General features: G+C 41.3%; 12 protein-coding genes and 1 pseudogene. 5 read left to right on the top strand and 8 right to left on the bottom strand.

The genetic code is table 11. The features are described from left to right. Positions 1-145 precede the first annotated feature (145 nt). The gene (acs, locus tag EL244_RS00355; RefSeq protein WP_126457916.1) at positions 146-2,101 is read right to left on the bottom strand and encodes an acetate--CoA ligase; all 1,956 of its coding nucleotides are present in this window, start codon (positions 2,099-2,101) and stop codon (positions 146-148) included. Between the two features lie 395 nt (positions 2,102-2,496). On the opposite strand from acs, the gene sodA reads away from it, so the two are divergent. The 3 genes from sodA to EL244_RS00370 all read left to right on the top strand — a co-directional run bounded on the left by sodA (position 2,497) and on the right by EL244_RS00370 (position 4,860). Then, a complete protein-coding gene (gene sodA, locus EL244_RS00360; RefSeq protein ID WP_006814011.1) occupies positions 2,497-3,123 on the top strand; it encodes a superoxide dismutase [Mn] in 627 nt (208 codons plus the stop codon). Between the two features lie 144 nt (positions 3,124-3,267). Continuing rightward, positions 3,268-3,948 carry a 6-hydroxyaminopurine reductase gene (yiiM, locus tag EL244_RS00365; protein WP_126457919.1) on the top strand — a complete coding sequence of 227 codons (681 nt, stop codon included), beginning with the start codon at positions 3,268-3,270 and terminating at the stop codon, positions 3,946-3,948. 6 nt (positions 3,949-3,954) lie between these two features. Further along, positions 3,955-4,860, top strand: coding sequence for a LysR substrate-binding domain-containing protein (locus EL244_RS00370; RefSeq protein WP_126457922.1), 906 nt, complete (start codon positions 3,955-3,957; stop codon positions 4,858-4,860). A 45-nt stretch (positions 4,861-4,905) separates the two neighbouring features. On the opposite strand, the gene EL244_RS00375 is transcribed toward EL244_RS00370, so the two are convergent. Continuing rightward, positions 4,906-5,781 carry a pirin family protein gene (locus EL244_RS00375; RefSeq protein ID WP_115163796.1) on the bottom strand — a complete coding sequence of 292 codons (876 nt, stop codon included), beginning with the start codon at positions 5,779-5,781 and terminating at the stop codon, positions 4,906-4,908. A gap of 265 nt (positions 5,782-6,046) precedes the next feature. Here EL244_RS00375 and EL244_RS00380 point away from each other — a divergent pair, with 265 nt between their 5' ends. Further along, positions 6,047-6,724 carry a hydrolase gene (locus EL244_RS00380; protein WP_006814007.1) on the top strand — a complete coding sequence of 226 codons (678 nt, stop codon included), beginning with the start codon at positions 6,047-6,049 and terminating at the stop codon, positions 6,722-6,724. 83 nt (positions 6,725-6,807) lie between these two features. On the opposite strand, the pseudogene EL244_RS00385 reads toward EL244_RS00380, so the two are convergent. Next, a pseudogene (locus EL244_RS00385) lies at positions 6,808-7,814 on the bottom strand (T6SS immunity protein Tli4 family protein). Positions 7,815-7,917: 103 nt separating this feature from the next. Further along, a complete protein-coding gene (locus EL244_RS00390) occupies positions 7,918-9,576 on the bottom strand; it encodes an esterase/lipase family protein (RefSeq protein ID WP_126457925.1) in 1,659 nt (552 codons plus the stop codon). 284 nt (positions 9,577-9,860) lie between these two features. Here EL244_RS00390 and EL244_RS00395 point away from each other — a divergent pair, with 284 nt between their 5' ends. After that, entirely contained in the window at positions 9,861-10,403 is a 543-nt protein-coding gene (locus tag EL244_RS00395) for a toxin-antitoxin system YwqK family antitoxin (RefSeq protein ID WP_006814004.1), read from the top strand. A gap of 55 nt (positions 10,404-10,458) precedes the next feature. On the opposite strand, the gene trpS is transcribed toward EL244_RS00395, so the two are convergent. From trpS to dam, 4 genes are all read right to left on the bottom strand, one after another. Continuing rightward, positions 10,459-11,502, bottom strand: a complete 1,044-nt coding sequence (gene trpS / locus EL244_RS00400; protein ID WP_126457928.1) for a tryptophan--tRNA ligase — start codon at positions 11,500-11,502, stop codon at positions 10,459-10,461. A gap of 82 nt (positions 11,503-11,584) precedes the next feature. Beyond that, complete coding sequence (locus EL244_RS00405) at positions 11,585-12,271, bottom strand: phosphoglycolate phosphatase (RefSeq protein ID WP_006814002.1); 687 nt, start codon at positions 12,269-12,271, stop codon at positions 11,585-11,587. After that, positions 12,268-12,942 carry a ribulose-phosphate 3-epimerase gene (rpe, locus tag EL244_RS00410; protein ID WP_126457931.1) on the bottom strand — a complete coding sequence of 225 codons (675 nt, stop codon included), beginning with the start codon at positions 12,940-12,942 and terminating at the stop codon, positions 12,268-12,270. The genes EL244_RS00405 and rpe overlap by 4 nt, the downstream gene beginning before the upstream one ends. A 36-nt stretch (positions 12,943-12,978) precedes the next feature. Continuing rightward, on the bottom strand, positions 12,979-13,809 hold the full coding sequence (gene dam / locus EL244_RS00415; protein WP_126457934.1) for an adenine-specific DNA-methyltransferase: 831 nt from the start codon (positions 13,807-13,809) through the stop codon (positions 12,979-12,981). Positions 13,810-13,874: the final 65 nt, after the last annotated feature.

Below are 13,874 nucleotides of genomic sequence, written 5' to 3' on the forward strand. Positions count from 1 at the left end.
GGTATACTCTTTTTCCTCAAAGGGCAGATTTTAGGGCTACGTTTGGCTACCCACAGAATTAACTGGGTATTTTGGCGAACTCTATTTCTACTTATTGAATGATACTGAGTATTTATTAAAGGTCGCCTGTAGGCGACCTGTAGGGTTATGGCATACTCATTGACTGTTTTTCTTCTAGCAGTTTTTCGACAACACCTGGATCGGCCAGTGTGGAGGTATCTCCAAAGTTACTGGTGTCCCCTGATGCAATTTTTCGAAGGATGCGGCGCATTATTTTGCCGGAACGTGTTTTTGGTAAAGAATCTGTCCAATGTAAAACATCTGGGGTTGCAATTGGGCCAATTTCTTTACGAACCCAATTACGAACTTCGGTATACAGTTCTGGTGATGGCTCTTCACCGGATATCAACGTGACATAGGCATAAATTGCCTGACCTTTGATACTGTGAGGAATACCGACGACAGCGGCTTCTGCAACTTTTGGATGTGAAACGAGTGCTGACTCAATTTCTGCGGTACCTAAACGGTGGCCAGAAATATTCAGAACATCATCCACACGTCCGGTGATCCAGTAGTAACCGTCCTCATCACGGCGAGCACCATCACCACTAAAGTACATACCTTTAAAGGTAGAAAAATAGGTTTGTTCAAAGCGCTCATGGTCACCAAATAGTGTACGAGCTTGACCTGGCCATGAATCCACAATCACCAAGTTACCTTCTGTTGCGCCATCAAGAGGTTCGCCGAGGTTATCGACTAGTGCAGGACGAACACCAAAGAAAGGCAAGGTTGCAGACCCCGGTTTTAAGACAGTAGCTCCCGGCAGCGGGGTGATCATGAAGCCACCAGTTTCTGTTTGCCACCACGTATCAACCACAGGGCAGCGGCTATTTCCCATTTTCTTATAGAACCATTCCCATGCTTCTGGGTTGATAGGTTCACCAACGGATCCCAAAATACGCAGAGAATCTCGGCGAGTACCTTCAATGGCTTTATCACCTTCAGCCATTAATGCACGGATAGCTGTTGGGGCGGTATACAGGATATTGACTTGGTGTTTATCTACCACTTGAGCCATACGATTAACGGCAGGATAGTTTGGCACACCTTCAAACATCAGCGTTTTAGCACCATTGGACAGCGGCCCATACAGTAAATAACTGTGACCTGTTACCCAGCCAACATCTGCTGTACACCAATAGACCTCATTATCATGATAATCAAAGGTATATTTAAAGGTGAGGGTAGCATATACCAAGTAACCACCTGTGGTGTGGAGAACCCCTTTCGGTTTTCCTGTTGAGCCGGAGGTATACAGAATAAATAAAGGGTCTTCCGCATTAATTTCTTCAGGAGGGCAGTCTGCACTCATACCTTCGGTGAGCTCATGCCACCAAAGATCTCGGCCTTCTACCCAGCTTGGTGCATTACCCGTACGGCGGTAAACAATCACGTTAGAAACCGTCGTGACTTGCGGATTCATCAAGGCATCATCGACATTCTTTTTCAGCGGAATAGCGCGCCCTGCACGTAACCCCTCATCTGAAGTTATGATCAACTTAGCTTTACAGTCGATAACTCGACCAGAAACCGCTTCTGGAGAGAAGCCTGCAAAAATAACAGTGTGGATAGCTCCGATACGTGCGCAGGCTAACATTGCGACAGCAGCTTCCACCACCATTGGCATATAGATAGCAACAACGTCTCCTTTACGGATACCTTGTTTTTTCAGCACATTAGCAAACTGACACACATCGTGGTGCAGTTCACGGTAAGTGACATTTTTTGATGCAGAAGGGTCATCACCCTCCCAGATAATGGCAGTTTGGTCGCCTCGAGTAGCAAGGTGACGGTCTAAGCAATTGGCACTGAGGTTGAGGGTGCCATCTTCAAACCACTGGATATTGATATGCCCAGGATCGAAAGAGGTATTTTTAACGCGAGTGTAAGGTTTAATCCAATCAACGATTTTTCCTTTTTCGCCCCAGAATCCTTCGGGGTCTTGAATAGAGCGTCGGTACTCATCGTTATACTGTTGTTCGTTAATCAGGGCATTTTTTGCAATATCAGCAGGAACGGAATGTTTAGTTATTTGAGTCATATTATTATCTCCTTGCAGATGTTAATAATATGTCAAAAAACAGTTAACTGAAGTATCGATGCTTATTTTGTTTTTCTTTTGAGCGGAAGATCACGTATTAATAGTCATGGGATTTGCAGTATGATCATTTGATGCTAAATGCTTGTTTGGAATTAAACTCTACAAATATAACCATTATTGAAATTAAAGAAAAATAAAGGGTAATAATAATGGCATTAGTTACTGAATAAGCTAGTGATGACAGAGAATGAGAATAACCACATAATTTACATGGGTTTGATAATGATTTTCATTAACAACAAAATAACTATAATGGAGTGGTGTTTACAAAACGCAGTTACTGAAGTCCGATTCAGTCTGTGAGGTAGAAAGATAAGTCACTGGAGACTAACAATATGAGTTATACATTACCTGCTTTACCTTATGCTTATGATGCGCTGGAACCTCATTTTGATAAACAAACCATGGAAATCCATCATACTAAGCACCATCAAACCTACGTTAATAATACCAATACTGCACTCGAAAAATTACCTGAATTAGCAGGTTTGGATATTGATGTTTTAATTCAAAAATTAGATCAAATCCCTGCGGACCAACGTACTTTTGTTCGTAATAATGCGGGCGGTCACTCAAACCACAGCCTGTTCTGGAAAGGTCTAAAATTAAATACTGAGTTAAAAGGCGAATTGAAATCAGCGATTGAGCGTGATTTCGGTAGCGTTGATGCGTTTAAAGACCTATTTGAAAAAGCCGCTGCGACACGCTTCGGTTCCGGTTGGGCATGGTTAGTCTTAAAAGATGATGGCAAGCTGGCGGTTGTTTCTACGGCAAACCAAGATAACCCATTAATGGGTGAAGCTATTTCTGGCACATCGGGTTATCCAATCATTGGTTTAGATGTTTGGGAACACGCTTATTACCTGAAATTCCAAAACCGTCGTCCTGACTATATCAAAGCATTCTGGTCGGTTGTGAACTGGGATGAAGCAGCAAAACGCTTTGCAGACAAAACAAAATAAATTTTCTGTTTGTAACTGATTTACCTGTCAACGCGGTTCCGATGAGCCGCGTTTTTTATTTCGTCTGGTTGGACGATTATTGTTATCTGTATGCGCATTCTTTAGAATGAAAATTATTTCATACAGTTTCATAGAGAGCCTACCATGCAAATTTATCCTCAAGTTTTTATTGGATCAGTTCAAGAAACACAGCATTGTGGTGTTAGCGCCATTCATAAACGAGGCGTAGACGATGTGTTGATGTTAGGGTCTTTAGGAATTGAAGGGGATGAGCAAGCAGAAAAACGCTATCATGGTGGGCCCGATAGGGCGCTATGCCATTATCCTCAAGAACATTATGTGTTTTGGCTTCATCGCTATCCTGAGCTCGAAGACTTATTTGCTCCTTGTGCATTTGGTGAAAATTTATCAACTCTAGGTATGACCGAAGAAAGTGTATTTATCGGGGATATTTATAGCTGGGGTGATGCACGAATTCAAGTGACTCAACCTCGTTCTCCTTGCTACAAACTCAATGGATTAACTGGGATCGATAATTTTGCCCAAGTGATGCAGGATGAAGGGCGTTGTGGCTGGTTATATCGGGTGATTAAAGGGGGAAAAGTTGGCAGCAACATGCCAATGAAATTACTCAGCCGTAATAGCGATGTCTCTGTTCAGGAGGCAGTGATGATTGCATTTCACGCACCCTATGATGAAGAATTGTATCAACGCCTTCTCTCTGCTGCTGGGCTATCAGCCAGTTGGAGCCTCACCATGCAAAATCGGCTAGACAATCATAAGATTGAGGAATTTCATCATCGTTTATTTGGCAAGGGTCGCTAATCCACTATGCAATATGACCTGAACGATCTCTATTATTATGTGAAAGTTGTCGAATATGGCGGTTTTTCTCAAGCAGGATTAGCGCTAGGTATTCCAAAATCTAAGCTTAGCCGACGAATTGCAGATTTAGAACAGAAACTGAATGTTTCTTTAATTTACCGTTCGACTCGGCAATTTCATGTTACGGAGATCGGACAGGTTTTTTATCAGCAATGTAAAAATGTGGTGGATGAAGCGAATATCGCCCATGAGCTGATTTGCTCCGTTCAAACTCACCCTAAAGGCACCATAAAGCTGTCTTGCCCTGTGGCGTTATTGCAAGTGTACCTGCAAGATTTATTGATTGATTTTATGGTGAAATACCCTGACATCGATGTCCAGATCTTGGCCGTAAATCGTCCGGTTGATGTGATCAGTGAAGGGCTCGATCTGGCATTAAGGGTACGGTCTCTTCCCCTTGATGATTCTGGCCTGATGATGAAAGTATTGGGATATTCCCGCCGAGTACTTGTTGCTAGCCCATCATTATTTATTGAGAAAGGTGAGCCGACGGAGCCTGAGCAGTTGGTCAATTACCCAATGTTAGGGAATACAGAGTATTCCCAGCGTTATACTCTCACGCTTAAAAATAGTGATGACCTAAGTTTTACTCAGCATTTTACGCCTAAATTAGCAACGACCGATGTTTTGACCCTTTACCATGCAGCATTGAAAGGTGTTGGAATTGCCAGATTACCTCTTGGCGTTGTAGAAAAAGAGTTGCAAACAGGAGCGCTGGTGGAGGTGCTACCAGAATGGAAATTTCCAGAGGATATCATTCACGCGGTATACCCATCCCGTAAAGGATTACTGCCTTCAGTACAGCTATTACTCAGTTATTTAGCCGAAAATATTTCGCCAGCGGTGAAATAAAAAACGCCCTAATCGAGAGCAATTAGGGCGTCAAGTTACACCAAACTAATTTGTATTGGGAATTCGGCCAAATTTCCCACTATTAAAGTCATTGATTGCTTCATTGATCTCTTGAGTGGTGTTCATCACAAACGGACCATAACCCACGACTGGCTCATCAATAGCTTCACCACTGAGGAATAGAACTAAAGCATCATCAGTGGCTTCTAACACGATATTACTGTCGCTGCCATCAAGGATCATCAGCTCACCTTCAGTTAACGCAGTATGACCATCCACATATATTGAGCCTCTCAGCATCACTAAGCCAACATTGCGACCCACTTTAGTTTGGATACCGACGGTTTTTCCTTTATTCAGCCGTAAGTCCCAAACATCCAGAGAGGTAAATGTCCGTGCGGCACCTGAGTGGCCTAAATAGTCACCAGCGATCACTCGCAAGACACCCGCATCATTTGGCAGATCAATATTTGGGATGCTATCCCGTTGCAGTAATTGATAACCCGGTGCTGCCAATTTATCTTTTGCTGGTAGGTTAACCCACAATTGCACCATATCGAGGGTTCCACCATTCTTCATAAAGTCATCAGATTGATATTCCTGATGCAAAATTCCGGATGCTGCGGTCATCCATTGCACATCACCGGGACCAATCACGCCACCTTCACCGGTTGAATCGTGGTGAGCAACTTCGCCGTCATACACGATAGTTACAGTTTCAAACCCTTTATGTGGGTGCTCGCCAACACCGCGATTGGCCGCATCAGAGCTTGGAAAACTATGAGGTCCCGCCCTATCGAGTAACAAAAATGGGTTCAAATATTTTCCATGATTACTGTAAGAAAACATGGAACGAACAGGGAAGCCATCACCGACCCAATGGCTACGAGGGGATTGATAAATACCAATGATTTTTTTCATGGTTTGACTCCTAAATTCAGTTTCGATGAATGAATAATAGAAGAGTCTTGGAGAGGTGAGTAGAGGCAAAAATGGATTTCATTGTTGCAAAAATAGGACAATGAGTTAGGGGGCATTATCCTATTTATAGGACTGTGTTTATCAAAATCCAGACTACTCAGCTAAAAATCGATGTATTACTGTAAACAGCAAGAAAAAGAGCCTGTCAGTGTTCTATTTTCTAACCTAATAATGTTTACGACTTTATCGATTAAGAGGTTCTATTATGAGTAATCCAGCAAATTTCAATGGTCAGCGTCCTGTTATCAACCCAGATGATGCTGTTATGTTGTTGATAGACCATCAAAGTGGTTTATTCCAAACGGTCGGTGATATGCCAATGACTGAATTACGCGCTAGAGCTTCAGTTCTAGCGAAAATGGCATCGTTAGCGAATATTCCTGTTATTACGACCGCTTCAGTTCCTCAAGGTCCTAACGGTCCATTGATCCCTGAAATTCATCAAAATGCACCCCATGCGCAATATATTGCTCGTCGTGGTGAAATTAATGCGTGGGATAACCCTGAATTTGTTGCCGCAGTCAAAGCGACGGGTAAAAAGCAGTTGATTATTGCTGGAACGATTACCAGCGTATGTATGGCATTCCCTGCGATTAGTGCAGTAGCGGATGGTTATCAAGTTTTTGTCGTTATTGATGCATCTGGCACTTACAGCAAAATGGCGCAAGAGATTACATTAGCTCGCGTTGTTCAAGCTGGCGTTGTTCCAATGGATACTGCTGCTGTTGCCTCTGAATTACAAAAAACATGGAATCGTGAAGATGCCGCAGAATGGGCACAGGCTTACACTCAAATCTTCCCTGCTTATCAACTGCTAATTGAGAGCTACACCAAGGCTCAAGACGTTCTCAGCAATAATGAGCAATTAGATTCTAACCGTTAATTTCCTGATTTATTGCAGCCTTTATGTTAGGTAAAGGCTGCCTAATTATACATTCAGTATTTGGAAAATCGCTCTAGTGTGAATTAAAACGCATTCGGTTTATAACGCAGAGAACCAACAATCCGATCCCAAATTTCAACCATTTGAGCATCGCTGTACGAAGAGAATTTATTTCGATTATTCATACCTACATGTAGTAATGGCATCATTTCAGTTGATATTGCTTCATTAGCAAAAAGCCAAAAATCATAATAGGGTAAGTTGGATATCCTTTTATTCTCCATCTTAGAATAAACTTCCTGATTTCCTGCCATTAACCATTCTTGTATTGGAATGTTATTAATCGATAAATTTCCTTTTTTATTGTACGCATCCCTTGTTGGCTCATTGCCTCATTTATCTCTTTTTCTCTATTTAATAATGTATCATCAGATCCAACGTAACGATTATCAGATTCCAAGAACAATAAAAGCTCATCATTTTTATAGGAAAAAGCGATCTTTTGTTGATGCTTGTTAGTATCATCCAGAATAAAGCCATTCGGGATACAAACGCCTTTATCTGTAGGGATTTCATGATCTAACCGCCCACTTAACCGAGAAATAAGTGATTGCATAGCAGCCAATTGAGAATGTTTTGTATTCGTTTCAAACTCACTAAATCCAGAAATATCTATATATGATTTTTTTTCTTTTGCATACTTATCTGCTGATAAATCTAAAATTTCCGTCGTAATAATAAATGCAATAAGATTAGTATATACATGCGCCTCCAATATTCGATATGCATCATCAGCTCCGGGTTTATTCCTGTCAAAAATAACGCCCTTACCATCCGGTAATAAGATCACCTCTTTCAGGTATGGAGCATTCTTCATCTCATTTTCAGGGCGGTTAATCGCTTCTCGAAGCTCTTCTTCTCGTAGTTGAATTCGTTGTTTAAATGCAGGGGGGTAAATAAACTTACTCTCTATTTTAAAATCATCAATGTAAATTTGGTCATTCAATTTGTTATTAAATGACTCAGGAATATCGATAACATAACGTCCAATACACTGGGGTTTTGTTTTTTCAAATAAGGTATCAATCATCACGTTTTCCTTGTCTGTCAATTCAGGGAGTTGATAAGGTAATAAATACCAAGTCAGCCCTCCCACAATAAGCACAATACCTAATATTCCAACGAATAATGTCTTATTCCGCCGCACGAATATCCACCTCTTGTACTATTTTAATTATCGACTGCAACGTGAATTTAATGGCTTCACTGTACTTCTCAGGATTCAACCCACTGACTTTATAAGCATCTTGATGGTCAACATTTGTCGCTAACCATCCTTTAAGTAAAGGGTGTTTTTTTATTTCATGTAACGATTCAACGGGAACAGTTCCATCTCCAGCCGTATTTGATTGTGTTAATAAGTATTCACAATATTCCCCATTGGGGAGTTGAACTATCTGACGGTCATGTGTTGTATATTGGGGAATAAAAGATTGCCCTGTATATGGATTTTGATATTTTTTATTTTCTTTTACCCATGTTAAAAAACTATCTGATTTAACTTTTTTTCCATAAAAAACATAGGTATTCGGATGATATTTTCCTTGTTCCATCTTAATCATGAATGTTTTAACAGAACCTCTCATTAACTTAGCATAAGATTTTTCATTCTTTCGTATGGTTACTTGATCCTTATCCAAAATATCCGGCTCATAAAGTCGCCACCACACATCATTTCGTAAATAAATCTCTTCGAATGGATCAACTTTCGGGTAACTTTCTCCTTCTTCAAACTTGAGCCAATTTGAAGGGTATTTTGGTGAGGGTAATAGTTGTAAAGGAGCAGGTGCAAATGCCAACACCGACATGAGTTCCTCTGCATTCTTTCCTAAAACCAGACCTGCTGTACCTTCCTTTCCTGCCCCTGTTTTCATTCGACGATATGCCGCAGGCGAACCAATGTCAGGAATAACTCCGTGTACGATACCTAAAATTTTCTCTTTGGCACCTAAAACTTGAGAGGCATAACGGGCAATCAATCCTCCCATGGAGTGCGTGACAATAATGACTTTTTCTACTGCCAAACCATGCCCATGTTGATACTTGTAGGTTTTTATAACCTCATTAATATAGTCAACCAGTTGAGCCGCTGATATGGCATTATCAACCAGCCAGTTATATCCAAAAACATGGACTGGGAATAAAAAATGCTTGAAGTGACTCAGTTCTTTTTCCGTAAAATCAGACTCATAACTTTCATCATTTTTTTTACTTACTGCCTGTAATTGACTTAACACTCCATTAATATTTATCGTTTTATCTATTTGCTTCGCCAATACTGGATTGGTCATTCGCTTTATATCTCGTTGCCAATCATCGATCAATGTAGTTTGAAATACATCTAAAAACTCACCATAACTGAGATAAAGGGCTTCACCCCAATGGCGTTCTTTCCGACTCGGAAATAAATTACCATCATCTGAATAAACAGTGAGATTACTGGATTTAATCTTACCTTCACCATCAACCTTGGTCGTATCAACATTTAATAGTTCGCGTCTTTTTTTACCATTTAATCCGACGAACGGTAATGTATCCGCGCCTTTAATCCAATCAGCTCTCCAGATAGGTTGGTCATCCATATTATTTTTTAAATTCGTTCCCATAATCCCTGGGATAAAAATGACAGGTATAGCTTTAGTTGGCGGCACTATGCATTTAGCTTCGGCATTGAGCGATTTATGTTGACGTTGAATATCAACCCAACTGCATTTCCCATTTTCACTCCAATGAGGTCTGTGATACGAGACGTGTTGGTATTCACCTATTTCGGGGGAGTCTTTCTCTGACATAATATAAATCCTTTTAAACAAACTTAAGGCAAATAGATTAGCCTAATTTAATTTAAGTGTCTTCTAGTTAAATCCGCTTTTCATTGTTCTGCACAACTAAATCAGGACACTTTCTTAAGGAATTTTGTTCATACTCAACTGTATTGATTCTTCAATTAACTTTCTTGCCATTCAAAATAAGAAGATTCTGCTTCATTTCCTCAGAGACAACATGAACTATCGGGGCACTCAATATATTTTGTGCATCTTCAAGTCAGGAAGTGGCTTGAGTTAAAAGGATAGTGATGAAAATTATCAATATTGCGATTGTGTTCTCTGTGACCTTAGCGTTGTCCGGTTGCCTTTCTCAGCCTGCCTCTCAGGGTGATAACGGTGTCCCATTAGAGGAGTTTAAAGAGTTAGAAAACTTGAGAATGCCTGAGCTAAACATCCCCGAAGGCGCTCCTGATGGTGAGTATGTTGAGCGTTATCCGAATGGAAATATCCAATTTAAATCGTGGGTTAAAAATAACTGCCTAGATAAAAATATTTACACTTACTACGAGAATGGTAAGTTGAATATGCATATCCCAGTGAAGAATTGCAAGGTGGATGGGGTGATTAAGTCTTACCTCGAAAATGGTAATTTAGATACAGAGATGGGATACAGTAATGACCGCTTAAATGGCGATTATAAATCCTATTACGATACGCCAAAAAATAATCTACACATTAAAGCTAGCTTTGTGAATGGCTCTGTTGAGGGTGCGCTTGAAGAGCGAGATCAAAATGGGGAACTATCAAAATTAGGTTATGTGAAAGATGGCAAGCTGTATTCAGCAAATTAATCTAAAAAATAAAAAGCCAATCAAATGAATTGATTGGCTTTCCGGTGACGATAACTTACAGTTGTGGACGTTTTACAAAGCCGATCGCATCGTAAACTTTATCTAAAGTTTCTTGAGCGCGCGCTGCGGCCTTGGTTGCACCTTCATCCATGATCTGGTTTAGCAGCGCTTCATTGTTACGGAACTCATGATAGCGAGCTTGTAAGTTAGTCAGCATCTCAGAAACCGCTTCGGCAACAGCGCCTTTCAGGTGACCGTACATTTGACCTTCAAATTCAGCTTCCAGTGTTGCGACACTTTTGCCTGTTACGCCAGCTAGGATATCTAATAGGTTAGAAACCCCCGCTTTGTTTTCAACATCGTAGCAAATACGTGGCGGCTCTTCAGAGTCAGTCATTGCACGCTTGATTTTCTTCACAACGGATTTTGGATCTTCTAACAGCGCAATAACGTTATTGCGGTTGTCATCAGACTTCGACATCTTCTTGGTTGGCTCTTGTAGCGCCATCACGCGTGCGCCACCATCTTTAGGAATGAATGGTTCAGGTACAGTGAAGATCTCGCCGTAGATGGCATTGAAACGCTGTGCAATATCACGGCTCAGCTCAAGGTGCTGTTTTTGATCTATCCCAACAGGAACTTGGTTAGTTTGGTAAACCAGAATATCGGCAGCCATCAGGACTGGGTAGTCAAACAGACCCGCGTTGATGTTTTCTGAATGGCGTGCTGATTTGTCTTTAAACTGTGTCATACGGCTAAGTTCACCGAAATAGGTATAGCAGTTTAATGCCCAGCTCAGTTGTGCGTGTTGTGGTACATGGGACTGAACGAAAATGGTACTTTTCTTAGGATCAATACCGCAAGCTAAATAGAGCGCTAATGTATCGAGGGTTCTTTTACGCAGCTCAACCGGATCTTGGCGAACGGTGATGGCATGTTGGTCAACGATACAGTAAATGCAGTCGTAATCATCTTGCATCTTAACCCACTGACGTAACGCCCCCATATAGTTACCGATGGTTAATTCACCGGAAGGCTGTGCGCCGCTGAATACAATAGGTTTCTGGGTTGGTTTGGATTTCTCAGTGGGTGTACTCATTTTTTTGTCTGTCCTTTTAGTATTTTTATACCCTTTTAGATTTCGAGCTGTGAGTGAGTACAGCTCGAATTATTGGGGAGTTTTATTTCGATAAATCAATAACGGAGAGTAACTCAGAAAAATGAGTTAACACATAGTCTGGCTCAGTAATTGCGATTGACTCACCGTAGTTGTAACCGTAGGTTAACCCTACGCTTGGGCAGCCAGCACTGTGGGCTGCGATAATATCATTACGGGAATCACCGACAAAAAGCAATTCTTCTTTGCGTAATCCAAACTTGCCCATGGTTAAATACAACGGCGCTGGGTGCGGCTTGGTTTTTTTCACATCATCACCGCCAAGCACTAAAGAAAAGTAGCTATCAATACCTAGCTTTTCTAATAATGGCGCAACAAATGGCGTTGGTTTATTGGTAACAATTGCCATTGGCAGGTTATGTTTTGCCAAGGTATCGAGGGTCTCTTTAACTTCAGGGAATAGCTGACTGCCGGTATTAACCGTCGTCGCATAATGCTTATCAAAATTCTCACGCGCATTTTTATGCAATTCCGGAGTTAGTGTAACGCCCGCCCATTCCAATGCGCGTTTAACTAAAATATCAGCACCGTTACCAACCCAAATGGAGACACGTTCTTTACCTGCTGGTGGAAGATTCAACTCTTCTAGGGTTTTATCGATAGCGTCGGCTAAGCCACCTGCGCTATCAACTAGCGTGCCATCTAAATCAAAAGCAATTGCCTTAATACTTTCTAAAACTGCGTGTGTCATTGAGATACCTTTTGTAATTCTTTACGCATGGCATCGATAACCGCTTTGTAGTCAGGTTGACCAAAGATTGCGGAACCCGCAACAAAGGTATCTGCACCTGCTGCTGCAATCTCAGCAATATTGTCTACTTTAACGCCGCCATCGACTTCTAAACGAATATCATAACCACTTTCATCAATCATTTTACGAACTTGGCGCAATTTGTTCAGTGTTTGTGGGATAAAAGATTGACCGCCAAAACCAGGATTTACTGACATCAGCAAGATCATGTCGACTTTATCCATCACGTAATCGAGGTAGTTTAGGGGAGTTGCAGGGTTGAATACCAGACCCGCAGTACAGCCACTTTCTTTGATTAATTGCAATGTTCTATCAACGTGTTCGCTGGCTTCAGGATGGAAACTAATATGCGTTGCACCTGCTTTTGCAAAATCAGGAATAATGCGATCTACGGGTTTAACCATCAAATGCACATCAATAGGTGCGGTGATGCCGTATTTTCGTAGTGCTTCACAGATTGGAGCCCCGAAGGTTAAGTTCGGTACATAGTGGTTATCCATTACATCAAAATGCACAATATCTGCACCCGCAGCGAGGACTTTGGCAGTATCTTCGCCTAAACGAGCAAAGTCAGCAGATAAAATAGATGGGGCAATGAGAAAATCTTTCATAATTGTCTCCGATTATTCGTCGTTGTCTGACAGTACCTATAGAGTTTTCGATGTTCCCGCGTATAAAGCCAAGAGCTCATTGACTTTGGCACGGTTCAATATATTTCGACTAATAGTGCGACGTACTTTAACAATATGCAGCTGTGCTTGATGATACCACTCTCGAGTCAGTGGGGTCTCATGATTTGAAATCAGGACGGTGATTTCGCGTTCTGATGACAACTTATGTGCCAGTAATGCTAAGTTTTGCTGCTCTTTTGCGTTGAATGAATTGGTGTGATATGCCGTAAAATTAGCCGTTTCAGAAAGCGGCGCATAAGGCGGATCACAGTAAACAACGGAGCCTACTGGCGCATTGAGTAATGTCTCGCTGTAGCCTTGAGTCACGAAGATCGCATTTTGTGCTTTTTCAGCAAACCACAGTAATTCGTCTCGTGGAAAATACGGTTTTTTATAGCGCCCAAAAGGGACGTTAAATTCACCTCGTAAGTTATAGCGGCATAACCCGTTATAGCAATGGCGGTTGAGATACAGAAATAGGATGCTACGTTTTTCGGGATCTTTAGATTTGTTAAAGGTTTCCCGCATTAGATAATACTGTTCAGACGTATTATATTCAGGTGTGAATAGCCGCTGTGCTTCTTCAATAAAAGCATCAGGTCGATGTTTAACCGTGTTATAGAGGTTGATTAAGTCACTGTTAATATCGGCTAGCACATATGAATCATAGCTAGTGTTTAAAAACACTGACCCTGCACCTACGAAAGGTTCTACTAAGCAATTACCTTGTGGAAGATACTTCTTAATCTCTTCCACAAGTGGGTATTTACCCCCAGCCCATTTTAAAAAAGCGCGTTTCTTTTTCATGCCGTCTTATTATTACAATCGTTTAGAGTAACTCTGTCGGTACTCTTTCAGGACAACACATATGC

Origin of the sequence: Providencia rustigianii, from assembly GCF_900637755.1 — a bacterium.
Classification (GTDB): domain Bacteria; phylum Pseudomonadota; class Gammaproteobacteria; order Enterobacterales; family Enterobacteriaceae; genus Providencia; species Providencia rustigianii.

Excerpts from the sequence above, each read along its gene's own strand:
- sodA (WP_006814011.1), top strand. The coding sequence starts at position 2,497 with ATGAGTTATACATTACCTGCTTTACCTTATGCTTATGATGCGCTGGAA.
- EL244_RS00375 (WP_115163796.1), bottom strand. The coding sequence starts at position 5,781 with ATGAAAAAAATCATTGGTATTTATCAATCCCCTCGTAGCCATTGGGTC.
- EL244_RS00390 (WP_126457925.1), bottom strand. The coding sequence starts at position 9,576 with ATGTCAGAGAAAGACTCCCCCGAAATAGGTGAATACCAACACGTCTCG.
- acs (WP_126457916.1), bottom strand. The coding sequence starts at position 2,101 with ATGACTCAAATAACTAAACATTCCGTTCCTGCTGATATTGCAAAAAAT.
- dam (WP_126457934.1), bottom strand. The coding sequence starts at position 13,809 with ATGAAAAAGAAACGCGCTTTTTTAAAATGGGCTGGGGGTAAATACCCA.
- EL244_RS00405 (WP_006814002.1), bottom strand. The coding sequence starts at position 12,271 with ATGACACACGCAGTTTTAGAAAGTATTAAGGCAATTGCTTTTGATTTA.
- trpS (WP_126457928.1), bottom strand. The coding sequence starts at position 11,502 with ATGAGTACACCCACTGAGAAATCCAAACCAACCCAGAAACCTATTGTA.
- EL244_RS00395 (WP_006814004.1), top strand. The coding sequence starts at position 9,861 with ATGAAAATTATCAATATTGCGATTGTGTTCTCTGTGACCTTAGCGTTG.
- EL244_RS00380 (WP_006814007.1), top strand. The coding sequence starts at position 6,047 with ATGAGTAATCCAGCAAATTTCAATGGTCAGCGTCCTGTTATCAACCCA.
- yiiM (WP_126457919.1), top strand. The coding sequence starts at position 3,268 with ATGCAAATTTATCCTCAAGTTTTTATTGGATCAGTTCAAGAAACACAG.
- EL244_RS00370 (WP_126457922.1), top strand. The coding sequence starts at position 3,955 with ATGCAATATGACCTGAACGATCTCTATTATTATGTGAAAGTTGTCGAA.
- rpe (WP_126457931.1), bottom strand. The coding sequence starts at position 12,942 with ATGAAAGATTTTCTCATTGCCCCATCTATTTTATCTGCTGACTTTGCT.